This is a genomic window from Sphingobium sp. LF-16, assembly GCF_003711185.1.
GTDB classification, from domain to species: Bacteria; Pseudomonadota; Alphaproteobacteria; order Sphingomonadales; family Sphingomonadaceae; genus Sphingobium; species Sphingobium yanoikuyae_A.
In genome coordinates this window covers 2687633-2702035 of the sequence record NZ_CP029335.1, presented here as the reverse complement: position 1 = coordinate 2702035, position 14403 = coordinate 2687633, and the positions used below count along the sequence as shown (strand labels likewise).

At 63.8% G+C, this 14403-nt stretch carries 16 protein-coding genes and 2 tRNA genes; 10 read left to right on the top strand and 8 right to left on the bottom strand.

Annotation, left to right across the window (positions count from 1 at the left end):
* The first annotated feature begins 12 nt into the window (after positions 1-12).
* Complete coding sequence (locus tag DIZ22_RS12705) at positions 13-417, top strand: hypothetical protein (protein ID WP_137405265.1); 405 nt, start codon at positions 13-15, stop codon at positions 415-417.
* A 35-nt stretch (positions 418-452) separates the two neighbouring features.
* Here DIZ22_RS12705 and DIZ22_RS12700 read toward each other — a convergent pair.
* Positions 453-529, bottom strand: a tRNA-Met gene (locus DIZ22_RS12700).
* 243 nt (positions 530-772) lie between these two features.
* On the opposite strand from DIZ22_RS12700, the gene DIZ22_RS12690 reads away from it, so the two are divergent.
* Positions 773-1036: a hypothetical protein gene (locus DIZ22_RS12690; protein ID WP_122928233.1), complete on the top strand. Its 264-nt coding sequence runs from the start codon at positions 773-775 to the stop codon at positions 1034-1036.
* A 61-nt stretch (positions 1037-1097) separates the two neighbouring features.
* On the opposite strand, the gene DIZ22_RS12685 is transcribed toward DIZ22_RS12690, so the two are convergent.
* Positions 1098-1829, bottom strand: a complete 732-nt coding sequence (locus tag DIZ22_RS12685; protein ID WP_122928232.1) for a hypothetical protein — start codon at positions 1827-1829, stop codon at positions 1098-1100.
* The gene (locus DIZ22_RS21825) at positions 1829-2302 is read right to left on the bottom strand and encodes a hypothetical protein (protein WP_137405264.1); all 474 of its coding nucleotides are present in this window, start codon (positions 2300-2302) and stop codon (positions 1829-1831) included. Before DIZ22_RS21825 ends, DIZ22_RS12685 begins: the two co-directional genes overlap by 1 nt.
* A gap of 233 nt (positions 2303-2535) precedes the next feature.
* Here DIZ22_RS21825 and DIZ22_RS21820 point away from each other — a divergent pair, with 233 nt between their 5' ends.
* Positions 2536-3159 carry a hypothetical protein gene (locus DIZ22_RS21820; RefSeq protein WP_137405263.1) on the top strand — a complete coding sequence of 208 codons (624 nt, stop codon included), beginning with the start codon at positions 2536-2538 and terminating at the stop codon, positions 3157-3159.
* Between the two features lie 366 nt (positions 3160-3525).
* On the opposite strand, the gene DIZ22_RS12675 is transcribed toward DIZ22_RS21820, so the two are convergent.
* From DIZ22_RS12675 to DIZ22_RS12665, 3 genes are all read right to left on the bottom strand, one after another.
* Positions 3526-3747: a hypothetical protein gene (locus DIZ22_RS12675; protein WP_122928815.1), complete on the bottom strand. Its 222-nt coding sequence runs from the start codon at positions 3745-3747 to the stop codon at positions 3526-3528.
* 37 nt (positions 3748-3784) lie between these two features.
* Positions 3785-5140, bottom strand: coding sequence for an integrase arm-type DNA-binding domain-containing protein (locus tag DIZ22_RS12670; RefSeq protein WP_313039313.1), 1356 nt, complete (start codon positions 5138-5140; stop codon positions 3785-3787).
* 121 nt (positions 5141-5261) lie between these two features.
* A tRNA-Ser gene (locus DIZ22_RS12665) sits at positions 5262-5352 on the bottom strand.
* Between the two features lie 138 nt (positions 5353-5490).
* Between DIZ22_RS12665 and DIZ22_RS12660 the strand changes: the two genes are divergently transcribed.
* Positions 5491-6393: a peptidylprolyl isomerase gene (locus DIZ22_RS12660; protein WP_048939360.1), complete on the top strand. Its 903-nt coding sequence runs from the start codon at positions 5491-5493 to the stop codon at positions 6391-6393.
* Here DIZ22_RS12660 and DIZ22_RS12655 read toward each other — a convergent pair.
* Entirely contained in the window at positions 6390-6857 is a 468-nt protein-coding gene (locus DIZ22_RS12655; protein WP_017498975.1) for an Lrp/AsnC family transcriptional regulator, read from the bottom strand. The genes DIZ22_RS12660 and DIZ22_RS12655 overlap by 4 nt on opposite strands.
* A gap of 175 nt (positions 6858-7032) precedes the next feature.
* Between DIZ22_RS12655 and ald the strand changes: the two genes are divergently transcribed.
* The 6 genes from ald (at position 7033) to DIZ22_RS12625 (ending at position 12608) form a co-directional block, all read left to right on the top strand.
* A complete protein-coding gene (ald, locus tag DIZ22_RS12650; RefSeq protein WP_048939359.1) occupies positions 7033-8148 on the top strand; it encodes an alanine dehydrogenase in 1116 nt (371 codons plus the stop codon).
* Positions 8149-8507: 359 nt separating this feature from the next.
* Entirely contained in the window at positions 8508-9338 is an 831-nt protein-coding gene (locus DIZ22_RS12645; protein WP_004208288.1) for a sulfite exporter TauE/SafE family protein, read from the top strand.
* Positions 9339-9440: 102 nt separating this feature from the next.
* Positions 9441-10139, top strand: coding sequence for a response regulator transcription factor (locus tag DIZ22_RS12640; protein ID WP_048939358.1), 699 nt, complete (start codon positions 9441-9443; stop codon positions 10137-10139).
* Positions 10132-11484, top strand: coding sequence for a HAMP domain-containing sensor histidine kinase (locus DIZ22_RS12635; protein WP_048939357.1), 1353 nt, complete (start codon positions 10132-10134; stop codon positions 11482-11484). The genes DIZ22_RS12640 and DIZ22_RS12635 overlap by 8 nt, the downstream gene beginning before the upstream one ends.
* Positions 11477-12040: a hypothetical protein gene (locus tag DIZ22_RS12630; RefSeq protein WP_026108717.1), complete on the top strand. Its 564-nt coding sequence runs from the start codon at positions 11477-11479 to the stop codon at positions 12038-12040. Before DIZ22_RS12635 ends, DIZ22_RS12630 begins: the two co-directional genes overlap by 8 nt.
* 175 nt (positions 12041-12215) lie before the next feature.
* Positions 12216-12608 (top strand): hypothetical protein, encoded by a 393-nt coding sequence (locus tag DIZ22_RS12625; protein ID WP_004208283.1) that lies wholly within the window; start codon positions 12216-12218, stop codon positions 12606-12608.
* A 63-nt stretch (positions 12609-12671) separates the two neighbouring features.
* Here DIZ22_RS12625 and DIZ22_RS12620 read toward each other — a convergent pair whose 3' ends face one another.
* A complete protein-coding gene (locus DIZ22_RS12620) occupies positions 12672-14105 on the bottom strand; it encodes a M20/M25/M40 family metallo-hydrolase (RefSeq protein WP_048939356.1) in 1434 nt (477 codons plus the stop codon).
* Between the last annotated feature and the right edge of the window lie 298 nt (positions 14106-14403).

Sequence of the window (14403 nt, the reverse complement as noted above, 5' to 3'; positions counted from 1 at the left end):
ACACGCGCCGCTATGACGATGGACCGCGCCAGGGGTCTGGCGGGGATAGCGACCCCGGCGAGGCATAGCAACCAGCGCGGACGATTCGGCGTCTATGCGAATCAACGCTGTTCGCATTATGTTCCGCGCATGCCGACGCTAAACAAGAACGACACCGCCATCATCAAATTGTCGCTTCAGATCCTTGCCAGTGCTCGCGATGACGGCTCGCAGCAGGCAATCAAGACGGATGCCGTTCGCTTAGCTTTGCGCTGCCTGCGTCCATATATGCGGGAGCAATGGCCGCTGCACACCTTCTGCGACTCCAGCGAAAGCGAGAATGAGCTTGGCCGAAGTGCGAGCACGACCGCCAGCTTGAACGGGGTCGTCCATCAACTGCGGTCGGCAGGGATTAAGGTGGATGAAGGGCTGGTTTAGATGACGGCCACGCTTGCGATGGCGGCGGCCTAATCTGGTTGCAGGGGCTGGATTTGAACCAGCGACCTTCAGGTTATGAGCCTGACGAGCTACCGGACTGCTCCACCCTGCGAAGTGCTTATACCAGATCCCCGGCGGCAAGGGAAACCCTATCGGGCCGCCTTGCACACACGCGCCAACCGCTGGCCGTTGTCCCATTTGGCCTCATACACAGCATACCCGCGCAGCAGCTGCTCGCAGACCAGGTGCTTATCGCCCGAGTAAACTTGCGCGACCGGCCGCACATAGCGGTCGCGCAGGCTGGTCCAATCAGAGATAAATCCGACCTGCATGGTTGACCGTGCTATAGTACGGAATGACACATCCCCAAATCGAACAAGCCAGCCATGCTCTCGTCGCTGAGGTGCAACGGCAGACCACCAGTCATCAGGCGTTTTATGACCCGGAGGGGGACTTCCATTTAAGCGCAACGGCAATGGTTCGCGCTGTTCTGACTTCTATCCGGAACCCGAATCCGGCGATGATCGAGGCGGGAGTGTTCGAGGGCGGAACCGACCCCAGTGATTCAGTCCATCGGATCTGGCAGGCGATGATCGACGTGATGCTTGAGGGGCATTGATTGGAGATGAAAACCCCGCCGCGAGGTGGTCGGGCGGGGTGGGGTTTGGACACGGGATTTCTTAAGCGGCTAAGCGAAATTGACCTACATCGAGGGACCGAAACGAAACCCGTTCGCCAGCCATAGCAAGTAGGTTCATTGCGTCAGCGGGCCAGTGGTCTTGGTCGTCGTCGTAGACCAAGATAGGGCGCGCGCGGATTTCAGGCGCCTGCTTCGCGTCCAGGCTCTTCACGATCGCCGCATTCACAGACGACAGGTCGGGACTTACAGCGTCCAACACTATGACTTCGTTCTCCGTCTGGAGGCCGAAATCAAACTTTTGCAATCGCGCCTTTCCGTCAACCTTGAAATCGGTGCGGCCAGTTGGATAGCGTGTCAGCATCGAGTTTTTCAGTCTCACGTCTAGCGGCAGGCCAGTCTTCACCTTCGCATGTGAGAGCATGAACGCAGCTGCGCGCAAGGAAGCGTCCGCTACCAGCGCAACGCCGACGCCGACCTGGGATGGGTCGATATCATGCCTGAAAATCTCCCCAGTCGGCATCAACTGGAAATCAGTTTCAGCCAGCATTCGCTTTACGCCGCCGTTAGATTTCAGTTCCCCACCGTGCCGCGCCAATTCATCAAAGGCAGCCCCGTTGTCGTGGATCGACAGCTTGCCATCGCGCAACTGGATGTGGACCCGTATAACAGCCCCGGAAGGCATCATGGTGTCTGCTTTGACGCTAAACCCGTCATGGACTGGCTTAAAGGCGCGCGCTTTGCAAAGCGCTTCCCTGATCTCCTGCCAATCCATTAGAAAAGTCCTCCTTGGTCCGGCCAACGCACCGGAAGCCAGCCCGGCGATTCTATGCCAACCCGATCTAAAAACCAAGTAAATGCCGCGTCCCTACCCTCGATTTCGGCGGGCAGCGGAACGCAGTACGGCATACTCGCTGCGACCCTAGCTGGCAGATGCCTGTTCATCGACCAATCATGAAAATGAGCACCCTCTATGGCTTCACCAGTGATGCGATTGTTGTGTTCTACGTCCAATCCTATGCACATTCTTGCGATGCAAGGCGGCGCTATGAGAACGGCAACCAAATATTCTCGGTCGGATGACTTCAAGGTCATTTCCAACTCAATTTGAGAGATTGCACCATTGGCTTCTATTGGGAGGCGAGCCTTCTGCTCACCCACGCGAGACGAATGATCGCGCCAAGCAGGCGCGGCAGGCAAGCGCTTCTCCCGATCGGAAAAGAACGCCTCAATCTCTTCTGCCGTCAACCGCTTAGCCCCCACTTATCCACAGCTAAATTCGCGCGCCCACTTAATCGATGTTCAACGTCAGCGGTCGATTCGGTCAAGCCGCATCCGCCTGTCGTCGCAAAAACACCTTTTCAAGATGAAGCGCGCGCTTTGTCCTCATCACGAGCCGCAAAGTCCCAAACCTCGTGAACAGGTCAGTTGGGTTCGGCATCGATGGCTGGGCCGGCATTCAGCCGGCCGGGAGTTGAAACATGGAAACGATGATCGAAGAGCGTTGGAAGCTGTATAAAAACGGTCTCTCGGATGCCAAAATCAGCGCCATTCAAAACGTTACTCGGAGCGCAATTGCGCAGTGGCGCAAGAGTCACTCATTGAAAAGTAACGTGCCTAAAATTTCGAACGGAAGGCAGTTGGCTCCTATGCGCCATCTTCTGACCGAACTTGGATGGGGTAAGAGAGCGATCGCAAAAAGCCAAAACGTTTCAACAACGGTGATTAAGGATTGGCGTCAGCGCCATAGTGTGAAACCTCGCCCCGGCACACGGGCGATGACTGAGAGGCAGAGGCACGATCAGATCCATTCGTTGCAGAAGCGGGTTGTCAAGGCCGTCGGTTACGGCTTGCCTTTTGACATTGCTGCTGACGCCGCGGCAGAGTTGATGCTGGCGGTGATCGAAGGAAACGTGCCGATCAACGCCATTGAGGAGCAGGGGCGCCGCTTCGGAAATCAGGCGCTGCAAAAGTATGCAAATGCCTTCACCACGAAATCCCTGGATAACGATCTTCCCGGGCATGATGGCCTTACACTGCTCGACACGTTAGTCGATGAGTCATCCTCAATCTGGCTGGAACAAATGGGGGCGACGATACACTGACGAGGAGTCGAGGTGCGGAAGGGGTTGGAATGTGGCCCCATCCGCACCCAGGCAAATCCCCTCTGACGCTAGTTTGCCAATGCGCCGCGTGACAAACCCAGAGCCTTCGCGCGATGCTATTTGATGGCCTGCCTCGTGGCGGCACAGATATCCCAGTCGTCTAGCAGTGGTCGCCCTTCACTCGCTTATGGGCGAGATCGCCATAAACCTGCAAAACGCGGGCAGCATCTTCTGCCGTCCGACAAACCACTATTGTGCCAAATCGCATGCCTTCGGAAAGCAGCGTGTAATGGATTCCTTCCTCTCGGCACCGCTGTTTCACGGCCTGTGGGGTATCATCGACGCACACCGCATTTGCGATCCCGTTCATGCATTCAACCACTCGGCTTCAGCGTCATCAAGCGCTTCAAAGCTGTCGCCCTCGGCGCCCGCGTCATGAAGGCGCTTCCTTAGATCGTCCGGCGTGAGAGATTTCTGAAACTTCGGATCGTTCTTGGCCTGCTTCGCCAGTGTGCCGATCCAGTCATCGCGGCCGGCCTGCTTTAGTAGCCAAGCTCCGAAAGCCTCGCCCTGCTCGTTGGTGTCCATGGGCGATTCTCCGTAAGTTTTCGGCACGACAATATCATCATCGGCGCGGGCCATCCAGCAGGCTGCCGGCCGGTAGCATTCCCTCCATAAGCATGTCGGCCCATTCCTGCGCCAGCTCGCGCCGTCGCGGCATGTAGGCGGCCCGGTTATAGGCCGCCTCCACCTTGTTAGTGGGGACGTGCGCCAGCATCAGGTCGATGATGGCCCGGTCAGGTGATGCACCCCGGTGCCCGGATGCTCGCCAAACTCGGTCGGCGCGCTCATTCATGACTGTGGAGAACGCCGCGCGCCAGCCGTGCGGCACATGCCGCCCGTGATACCCGACCCGGTTATAGAGATAGCCGATCGCGTTCTCACTCAATGGGCGATGCGCATGCCGCTGGCCCGGAAATACCAATCTTCCGCGACCGGTCAGCCGGCGCACCTCTCGCAGGATGTCGACGGCCTGCCAGGGAAGGGGCACGATGTGCTCGAAGCTTTCCTCATCCTTTCGATCAAGGATCAGCTTCATCCGGGCGGCTGGCACGCGCCAGATCGGCAAGCCCGGCCCGACCGCATCGCCGGTCCAGTCGATCCCCTCGAACTCATCCCACGACACGCCCCGCACGACGGCCGGACGCACGGCGGTCAGCGCAAGCAGCCGCGAGGCCAGTTTCGTGACCGGCGATGCGCCCGACGCCTCTGCCGCGACCAGAACGCCGCGAAGGTCCACGAGTTCGGTCAGCGCCGGCTGCTTGCCTTTCTTGGGCAGGGGCTTGAGCGCCTTCGTCACGATCGCGGCAGGATCGTCCTTGGCGATGCCCTCCGATATGGCGTAGCAGAAGACTGATGATATGCGCTGCCGCAGGCGTCGCGCGGTCTCGATTGATCCGCGGCCCTCCACCTTCCGCAGCGTCCCTAGTACCGTCGGCGCATCGATCTCATCTAGGGCGAGTTCGCCAAGGTGGGGAAAGACGTCGCGGGCCAGGCTGTTGATCACGTCATCGGCATGCACCGGTGCCCAGCGCGGAGCCTGCAGTTCATGCCAAGCGCGGGCGACCTCCTCGAAGGATAGCTTGCCCGCCCGCTCCAGCCGCTCGGCTTCTTTCACAGCCTTCGCCTTTGCCCTGGCGCCGGACGGGTCGACATGCTCGCGGATTTGCCGGCGTGCGTCGTCGCGCTTCTGCCGCGCCTCCGAGAGGGACACGTCAGGGTAGGGCCCGAAGGTCAGCAGCTTCTCCTGCCCCTGGAAGCGGAACTTCATGCGCCACGACCGCAGGCCTGTCGGCGCGACGTAGAGATAGAGGCCGCCAGAATCGGCCATCTTGTATGGCTTTTCCTTCGGCGCCGCCTTTCGCGCCTGTGCGTCGGTGAGCATCGATACCCCGATCCTGAATTTGATACCCCAGATCATGCCCCCTGATACCCCGCGTTTGGACGCTGACAGGTGAGAGAACATGAGAGAGAACATAACAGGAAGGGTGGCTGAAATCAGCCCCTTTGATGCTATTTGAAATGGGTTGAATAGGGGTATCTGGCGGAGCGGGAGGGATTCGAACCCTCGATACGCTTTTGACGTATACTCACTTTCCAGGCGAGCGCCTTCGACCACTCGGCCACCGCTCCGCAGAAACCCCATCGTCGCTGTAAGCGGCGTGAATCGGGTTCATATTCCATCGCACTGGAGGCGGCTCCCTATCGCGCGACAACGCACTAGGCAAGGGGATGCTTTACTTTCTTGCGCGGCAATTGTTTGATCGGGTCATGACCCTTCCCCGCCGTGCCGCGCTGCTCGCGCCCTTCATCGCCATCCTGCCCCTTGCCGTTGCCGATGCGGCCGATCCGCCGGCCACGCCCAGCGCGGTCGTGGCGCAGGCGCCGGCCAGTGCCTGGCGTGCCGTCCCGGCGCAGGATCTGCTGGTGATGACGATCGAGGGGGGCAAGCGCGTGCTGATCCAGCTGGCGCCGCAATTCGGTCCGCGCCATGTCGCCAATATCCGCGCGCTCGCCACCGCCCATTGGTGGGACGGCACGAGCATCAACCGGGTGCAGGACAATTATGTCGTCCAATGGGGCGACGCGACCGAAAAGAAGCCGCTGCCCGCCGGCCTCGCGCCAACCAGTCCGGCCGACTATGCCCAGTCGCTTGGAGGCATGAAGGCGAAGCTGACGCCGCTGCCCTATCCTGATCCCTATGCGCGCGCGACCGGCTTCATCGATGGCTGGCCGGTGGCGATCGACGGGGACGCGGCCTGGCTGCCGCACTGCTATGGCATGATCGGCGTCGGCCGCAACATGTCGCCCGACGCCGGCACGGGCGCGGAACTCTATACCGTCATCGGCCAGGCGCCGCGCCAGCTCGATCGGAACATCGCCGTCGTCGGTCGCATCGTCGAGGGGATGACGGCCCTCACCAGCCTGCCGCGCGGCAGCGGTGATCTGGGCTTCTACACCGATGCCGAGCGCAAGCTGCCGATCGTCTCGGTGCGCCTCGCAAGCGATCTGCCGCAGGCGGAGCAGCCACATGTCCAGGTGATGGATACCGGCTCGGCCAGCTTCGCCGACTATCTGCGGCTGCGCGCCAACCGCAAGGATGATTTCTACGACCGGCCGGCGGGTGGCGTCGATCTGTGCAATGCGCCGGTGCCGGTGCGATTGGCGCCCTAAATAGGAAGATCGCGCAGCCGATAGCCGCGCCAGTCGCGGATGCGGCGGATGGCGAAGCTGGTGCGGATCGCCGACACGCCGGGCAGGCGGGCGAGGCAATCGCGGTGGACCGCGTCGAAGCCCTTGAGGTCGGCGGCGGCGACCCGCAGCAGATAGTCGGCCTGGCCCGCCATCAGATGGCATTCCAATATTTCCGGGAAGCCCGCGACCGCCGTTTCGAACCGTTCCATCGCCTCGCGGCTCTGGCTGGTCAGCGAAATTTCGACAAAGGCCTGGAGTGTCAGGCCGAGCGCCGCCGGATCGAGCCGGGCGGCATAGCCCTCGATCATGCCGGCATCCTCCAGCGCGCGGATGCGGCGATGGCAGGCGGAGGAGGAAAGGCCGATCTGCTCGCCCAGCTCGTTCATCGACCGGCGGGAATCGCTCTGCAGCGCCTCCAGCAACGCGATGTCGAACCGATCCATGCAATGTCATCCCGATGAAATAAGATTTTGCGATATATCGTCCTGCATGCGGGCGATCGCAAGCGCAAATCAGGGAACAATCGCCACCTGCTTGGCGATATGATGGGGCCACAACCGGCGGGGCTGCGTTGTCCTTTCAGGATGGGCCATCCCGCTGCAAAATGGAGAGCGTCTCATGATCGTCGGCACCGTCAAGGAAATCAAGAATCACGAATATCGCGTCGGCCTGACCCCCGAGAGCGTCCATGAACTGACGGCCCATGGCCATGAGGTTCTGGTCGAGACCGGCGCGGGTGAGGGCATTGGCGCGCATGACGCGCTCTATGAGCGGGCCGGCGCCATCATCATCGCGACGGCCGCCGAAGTGTTCGCGCGCGCCGAGATGATCGTCAAGGTGAAGGAGCCCCAGGCTGTCGAGCGGGCGATGCTGCGCCCCGGCCAGATCCTCTACACCTATCTCCACCTCGCGCCCGATCCGGAGCAGACCCGCGACCTGATCGCCTCAGGTGCGACCTGCATCGCCTATGAAACCGTGACCGACGCCAGCGGCGGCCTGCCGCTGCTGAAGCCCATGAGCCAGGTCGCTGGCCGCATGTCGATCCAGGCCGGTGCCACAGCCCTTGAAAAGGCGCATGGCGGCCGCGGCGTGCTGCTGGGCGGCGTGCCGGGCGTGCTGCCGGCCAAGGTCGTCGTGATCGGCGGCGGCGTCGTCGGCTTCAACGCGGCGCAGATGGCGGCCGGCCTTGGCGCCGACGTCACCATTCTCGACCGCAATCCCGAAGTGCTCGAAAAGCTCGGCATGTATTTCGAGGCGCGCGCCAAGACCCGTTTCTCGAACCGCGCAAACCTGGCCGAATGCGTGGCCGAGGCGGATCTGGTGATCGGTGCGGTGCTGATTCCGGGCGCCGCCGCGCCCAAGCTGGTCAGCGCCGACATGCTCAAGACCATGAAGAAGGGCGCGGTGCTGGTCGACGTCGCGATCGACCAGGGCGGCTGCTTCGAAACCAGCCATGCCACGACCCATGCCGACCCGACCTACATCATCGACGGCATCGTCCATTATTGCGTCGCCAACATGCCCGGTGCGGTCGCCCGCACCAGCACCTATGCGCTCAATAACGTCACCCTGCCGCACGCGCTGCGCATCGCCGAACTGGGCTGGAAGGACGCGCTGCGCCGCGATCCGCACCTGCTCGCGGGCCTCAATGTCTGGGACGGCAAGGTCACCTACAAGGCCGTCGCCGACGATCTGGGCCTGCCCTACACCCCGGCGGAAGACGCGATCGCCTGATCGCGCCGCCCCTGTTTCCCGGCGTCCCCGACAGGCGCCGGGCAAAAGGACGCCAGCCCTCCCTTGCGGGGCTGGCGTCCTTTTATTTTGCGCCGTTTTTCGTCTGGCGCGACGTCGCGTCGCCGGGCTTTGTTTCCCGATTGTCAAATAAACGCCATGGATTCTCTTGCGGGTTCCAAGACCTCGTTCGTCTAGTCGGGCAGGGGGACATGACCACATGCCCCCCATGCATCCTGGTTCCGCCGAAGAGAGGCATGGTTTAACATCATGGTCGATTTCCCCACATTCGCCGCCTTGATCCAAAAAGGCGATCGCTCCATCATGCGCGCCGGTCGCGCACTGCAGAAAGGGGCGTGCTGATGTCCGGTGATATCATGACCTGGCTCGTGCCACTGGTTGCCATGCTGGCCGCCGGCCTGCTCGCCGGCTTTGCCGCCGGCATCTTCGGCATCGGCGGCGGCTTCGTCGTCGTGCCGGCGCTGCTGGTCGTGCTGCCGCTGCTGGGCGGGACGAAGGACGGCATCGCCCATGTCGCGATCGGCACGTCGGCTGCGACGATCATCCTGACCTCCATCCGATCGCTGCTGGCGCATTCCAAGCGCGGGGCGGTGGAGTTCGACGTCCTCAAGACATGGGCGCCCTGGATCATATTGGGCTGCGGCGCGGGCGTCGTGCTGGCGGGCCATGTCGATGGCCGGACGCTCAAGATGATCTTTGGCGCAGGCGTCATCCTGATGTCGCTCAACTTCCTGATCCCGGTGCTGAACGGCAAGGTGATCAGCGACCAGATGCCGTCGGGGCTGGCGCGCATCGGCATTGCAGGCGGGTTGGGCACCTTTTCCTCGCTGCTGGGCATCGGCGGCGGCACCATTGCCATCATGACGATGACGCTGTGCGGCCGCACCATCCACCGCGCCATCGCCACCGCATCGGGCATCGGCACGCTGATCGCCATCCCGACCACCATCGGCTTTGCCATCATCGGCTTCCGCGAAGGCGGCCTGCCCTGGGGTTCGCTGGGCTATATCAACATCCCCGCGACGATAGCGATCGCATCGATGTCGATGCTGACCGCGCCGCTGGGCGTGGCCGCCGCCCACAGCCTGCCCGCCGGGCCGCTGAAGAAGATTTTCGGCGTCTATCTGCTGATCATCGGTGCGCTGATGCTGCGCGCGGGGCTCAAGATCTGATAATGATCTGATAATCCGGCTGTATTTCTTAACGGCCGCCAGTGACCGCCTTAACAGGCTTTGTCACTGGCGGCCGTTCGCGCTATCTGACAGGCGGTGAAGATGGCGCAAACCGACCCGATTTCCGTGCTGCTGGTGGAAGATGACCCGGCGGCCCGCGCCAATATTGCCGAAATCCTCGCCCGCGCCGGCATGGTCGTCGACCTGGCCGAGGATGGCGCCGAAGGGCTCAAGCGCGCCGCATCGGGCCGCTATCATGTCATCATCCTCGATCGCACCCTGCCGCATCTTTCGGGCATCGACGTGGTGACGCGCATGCGCGTCGCCGGGATCGAGGCGCCGGTGCTGATGCTGTCCGCGCTCGGCCGCAGCGAGCATCGGGTCGAGGGGCTGGAAAGCGGCGTCGATGACTATATGGCCAAGCCCTTCGAGCCGGACGAACTGGTCGCCCGCGTGCGCGCTTTGTGGCGCCGGGCCGGGCGGTTGCAGCAGGATTCGGTGCTGCTGTTCGGCGACCTGGAATGCCATGTTAAGGCGCGCACCGCCCATCGCGCGGGCCGCCATGTGCCGCTGTCGCCCAAGGAATTCGCGCTGTTCCGCTACCTCATGGAACATGCCGGCGAAGTGGTCACGCGCGAAATGCTGCTGCGCCATGTGTGGAAACTCAGCTTCGATCCCCAGACCAACGTCGTCGACGTCAATGTCGGCCGCCTGCGCCGCAAGCTGGAGGAAGGGTTCGATAGCGTCGTGCTGGAGACGGTCTGGGGCACCGGCTATCGGTTGATCGCCGCCCATGGCTAGGTTCGGCCTGCTGCGCTCGGTCTTCGGCCGGGTCACGCTGTCGGCCCTGCTGGTCAGCCTGGCGTCCACGCTGGTGCTGTTCCTGGTGGTCGAACGGATCGTCGAGACCGACGGGCGCGTGATGCTGGGGCGAGAGGTCGATACCGATCTGGCGGGCCTGGCCGACATCTATGTCAGCAGCGGCGAGGCGGAATTGAGGGCGCGGATCGCCGATCGGCTGGCGATGGAGCGCGGCGACAGCGAAAAGGCCTATTATCTGCTCGCCGATGCGGCCGGGCGCCGGGTGGCGGGCAATATCGATCACTGGCCCGCCTTGGCGTCCGAAGTGTCCGAGGCCCGGCTGATTCGCCTGCCGGGCGGCGACCGCATGTTCGCGCGGGCGACGCTGCTTGGCCCCGACACCCGGCTGATCGTCGGGCGCAGCAATGTTCGGGCGCGGGCGCTGCAGACCCGGCTCGCCATCGCCTTTGCCATCGCCGGGGCCATCGTCGCCCTGCTCAGCCTTGCCGCCGGCCATTTCGCGGCGCGCCGCCTGCGACGCCGGGTCGAACGGATCAACCATGTCTTCGACGCGGTGCGCGCCGGCGATATCGGTGCGCGCGCACGCGCCACCGGGGCGAGCGACGAACTGGCTGAACTGGCCGCCAACACCAATGCGATGCTGGATCAGGTGCAGCGGTTGATGGAGGCCCAGCGCTCCGTGTCGGATCAGACCGCGCACGAGATCCGCACCCCGCTGATGCATCTCGACACGCGTATCCTGAAAGCGATGGAACGGACTGGGGATGAGGGGCTGTTGCGCACCCTGGGGCGGTCGCGCGACGAGATACGCAGCGTCGTGCGCTTGCTCGATTCCCTGCTCGACATTGCCGGCACCCAGGCGCTGCGCGGCGATCGCCGGGGCCTTGCCGATGTCGACCTCAGCGAGATTGCCGACAATCTGGCGGACCTTTATGGCGCCAGCGCGGAGGATCTGGGCATCGCCTTCAACGCGATGGTGGCGCCGGGCATATCTTTCCGCGCCGATCCGATGCAGATCACCCGGCTCTTGTCCAACCTGCTCGACAATGCGTTCAAATATGTGCCGCGCGGCGGCAGCGTGCTGCTCAGCCTGGCGCCGGGCCCGCTCATCATCGTGCAGGATAATGGCCGGGGCATCCCGGCCGATGCGCGCGAACTGGTCTTCGACCGCTATGTCCGGCTCGATCCGTCGCCCGGCAGCGGCCATGGTCTGGGGCTGGCGCTGGCCCGTGCGATTGCCGAACGCCATGGCCTGACCATCCATGTCGAGGATGCCGCGCCCGGCGCCCGCTTCGTCGTGCAGCCGGAGATGGCGGATGATTAGGCTCTTCCTGCCCCTGCTGATGCTGGGCGTCGGTCCGGTCGCGGTGGTCGAGGAGCCGATGCCGACCGATGCGCTGATGCGCACCCTGGCGGAGGGGGATCTGGCGCAGGCGCGCGGCGATCAAGCCGCACTCGCGGCGGCGGCCGACACTCTCAAGCTGCTCGGCGCGCGCCCGGCCGAGGGGCAGGATGACCTGTCCACCCTCTGGTCGCAGCAGGCGCAGGCCGGCGGCGCCGTCCATGCAGGGCCAGTCTATCGCGGTCGCGCGCTCGGCCCCGCCTATCGCCGCGGGTCTCTGGCGGCGGGCGGGCGGGTGACGCTGCGCCAGCTGTTCCTTGCCGGCCAGCGCGCGCAGATTTCGGTGGCGCGCGCCACCGGCATGGCGGCATCCCTGTCGGTCCGGGTGCGCAATGCCGATGGCGGCACGCTGTGCGCCAAGCCGGTCGCCGCGCCGCAGGCCGATTGCGCCTGGCTACCGCTGTTCACCGAACGCTATGCGATCGAGATAGAAAATGGCGGCAGCGCGCCGGCGACCTTCTATCTGGTGATCCGCTGATCTGATCCCAATTGCCTGAAAACAGGGCGGAAAAGCCCGATATTCGGCCCTTTTTGGCGCTGCGGCCCACCGCCGCCGCGCCTCGCTTCGTCCATTCTGCACATCCGTTCAGGCGCAAAATGCCGGTCCCGGTGCGTTATTGCCGCAGGTTCGATGAGGAAAGAGGAGAAACGTCATGAACCGTTCGATGCTTCTGACCGCCATCGCCATGGTCGGCATGACCCCGATCGCCGCCATGGCCCAGCCCCAGGCGCGTGGCCCGGCTCCGGGTGAAGGCCCGGTGAGCTATGAGGAACAGCTGGCGTCGGTCGAGGACCAGCTTGTCTATGAAGCGCCGATCGCCGGCGTGGAGAACAACTACTGGTTCAATTATCAGACCGACCTGGCCGAGGCGCGCAAGGAACTGACCAAGGATCTGCGCCATTCCAGCGATGCGGAGGATAATCGCGACGCCTGGGAGGAATATCGCACCGAACTGGCCGATGCCCGTGGCGACTATGCCAAGGAAATGGCCGAGAAGGGCTATCCGGTCGGCGAAGTCCGGGTGCTGGGCAGCAGCGGCCGCTGATCCGCGCGGCGCTGGCCCAAGTAAAAAGGGCTGGTCCGGTTATCCGGGCCAGCCCTTTTCGCATTACTGTGTGTAAGCCTTGGTCAGGCGATAGAGGAAGGCGCGGCCGTCGAGCAGCGACTTGACCCGGATGCGCTCATTGAGGCCATGGACCCCCTGGCCATCGGGGTCGGCGAACATGCCCGACACGCCATAGGTGGGGATGCCCGCCGCATTGGTGAAGCGCCCGTCGGTCGCCCCGGTCGCAAGCCGCGGGATCACCGGCACGCCCGGCCACATCTCCTTGGTCAGCGCCTCGATCGGCGCCATGATCTGCGGCGTCAGCTGCGGCGCCGACGATTTGGGCTGCGGCGGATCGGCCAGCGTCACCTTGACCTTCTCGTCGCCGCCCACCTGCGCCAGCTTGGCACGCACCGCCTCGACATCCTCGCCCGGAATGATGCGGCAATTGACGTTCGCGGTCACCGACTGGGGCTGGGCATTGGGGGCATGGCCGCCATTGATCAGCGTCGGGATGCAGGTGGTGCGCAGGGTGGCGTTCCAGCTCGGATTGGCGGCCGAGATCGCGGCATAGTCCGCCTCGGTCGCCTTGCCCGCGCCGACCGCCGCCATCGGCTGCGACAGCTTGGGATAGAGCGGCGCCGACGCGCCGAAATAGGCCTTGGCCGCCGGGGTCAGGTTCACCGGGAAATCATAGGCGTTCACATTGGCCAGCGCCTGCGCCATCCAGCCGATCGCGTTGAAATGCGGTTCCTGGCGCGAACTGTGGCCGCCCGGCGCGGTCGCGGTGAAGGTGAAGTCCTGATAGACCTTCTCGCCCGCCTGCACGCCATGGCTGACCGGCTTGCCATTTTCGTCCAGCGACCCGCCGCCGCCTTCGTTGAGCGCCCATCCGGCCGCCATCGCATCGGGCTTGTTCTTCAGCAGATATTCGACGCCGTTCAGTGCCTTCTCCGTCTCCTCGCCACAGGTCAGCGCCATCTTGATCGTGCGCTTGGGCTTGTAGCCTTCCTGCTTGAAACGGATCATGGCGTCGGCGAAGCTCGCCGCCATCGCCTTGTCGTCCGACGTGCCCCGGCCATAGAAATAGCCGCCTTCCTCGATCAGGGTGAAGGGATCGCGGCTCCAGTCCGCGCGCTTGGCCGCGACCACGTCGATATGGGCGAGCAGCAGCAGCGCGGGCAGCTTGGCGTTCGAACCGCGCAGCACGGCGGTCAGATTGCCTTCCTTGGGATGGGCCGGATCGACCACGACAGCGATATCGCCATCGGCATAGCCCGCCGCCTTCAGCCGCGTCGCAATCTGTTCGGCGGCGAGCGTGCAGCTGCCATTGGGCCAGCTCGAATCGGTCTCCACCAGTTCCTTGTAGAGGGTGCGGAAGGCGGCTTCGCCGGCGCGGGCCTGCGTGTCGGCCGCGGTAGCGGCGTGCAGCGGGCTGAGGCTGGCGGCCAGCAGCGCGGCGGCGGGCAAGGCGGCAACTAAGCGACGGGATGGCATGGGGCGATGTCCTTGTTCTGATTGTGCGACGCTTGGAAATGCGTCTCCCTGGCCCGGCTGGGCGGCGCGACTGTGCAGAAAGCCGGGGGCGGCGGCAAGGGGATGATTGATGCCCGCTGGCCCTGTTTGGTTGTGCATATCATGCACAATGGCTGTGCCTTGGGCTCATATTGTTTCGCCACATGGACAGGCGCATAGAGGGTTTGCCTGAAGCTCCAGCAATGCGCGCCCGATCCGGCGTGGCGGGCCGACGCGTCCGGCTTTCATTCTCCCGACCGGCGTCGCCGCCCTGCCTGGC

Bases quoted from the DNA above. Each gene is read 5' to 3' on its own strand.
- DIZ22_RS12690 (WP_122928233.1), top strand. From the start codon at position 773: ATGACACATCCCCAAATCGAACAAGCCAGCCATGCTCTCGTCGCTGAG.
- DIZ22_RS12630 (WP_026108717.1), top strand. From the start codon at position 11,477: ATGATTAGGCTCTTCCTGCCCCTGCTGATGCTGGGCGTCGGTCCGGTC.
- DIZ22_RS12675 (WP_122928815.1), bottom strand. From the start codon at position 3,747: ATGGACACCAACGAGCAGGGCGAGGCTTTCGGAGCTTGGCTACTAAAG.
- DIZ22_RS12635 (WP_048939357.1), top strand. From the start codon at position 10,132: ATGGCTAGGTTCGGCCTGCTGCGCTCGGTCTTCGGCCGGGTCACGCTG.
- DIZ22_RS12705 (WP_137405265.1), top strand. From the start codon at position 13: ATGACGATGGACCGCGCCAGGGGTCTGGCGGGGATAGCGACCCCGGCG.
- DIZ22_RS12645 (WP_004208288.1), top strand. From the start codon at position 8,508: ATGTCCGGTGATATCATGACCTGGCTCGTGCCACTGGTTGCCATGCTG.
- DIZ22_RS12670 (WP_313039313.1), bottom strand. From the start codon at position 5,140: ATGATCTGGGGTATCAAATTCAGGATCGGGGTATCGATGCTCACCGAC.
- DIZ22_RS12660 (WP_048939360.1), top strand. From the start codon at position 5,491: ATGACCCTTCCCCGCCGTGCCGCGCTGCTCGCGCCCTTCATCGCCATC.
- DIZ22_RS12620 (WP_048939356.1), bottom strand. From the start codon at position 14,105: ATGCCATCCCGTCGCTTAGTTGCCGCCTTGCCCGCCGCCGCGCTGCTG.
- ald (WP_048939359.1), top strand. From the start codon at position 7,033: ATGATCGTCGGCACCGTCAAGGAAATCAAGAATCACGAATATCGCGTC.
- DIZ22_RS12625 (WP_004208283.1), top strand. From the start codon at position 12,216: ATGAACCGTTCGATGCTTCTGACCGCCATCGCCATGGTCGGCATGACC.
- DIZ22_RS12655 (WP_017498975.1), bottom strand. From the start codon at position 6,857: ATGGATCGGTTCGACATCGCGTTGCTGGAGGCGCTGCAGAGCGATTCC.
- DIZ22_RS12640 (WP_048939358.1), top strand. From the start codon at position 9,441: ATGGCGCAAACCGACCCGATTTCCGTGCTGCTGGTGGAAGATGACCCG.
- DIZ22_RS21820 (WP_137405263.1), top strand. From the start codon at position 2,536: ATGGAAACGATGATCGAAGAGCGTTGGAAGCTGTATAAAAACGGTCTC.
- DIZ22_RS12685 (WP_122928232.1), bottom strand. From the start codon at position 1,829: ATGGATTGGCAGGAGATCAGGGAAGCGCTTTGCAAAGCGCGCGCCTTT.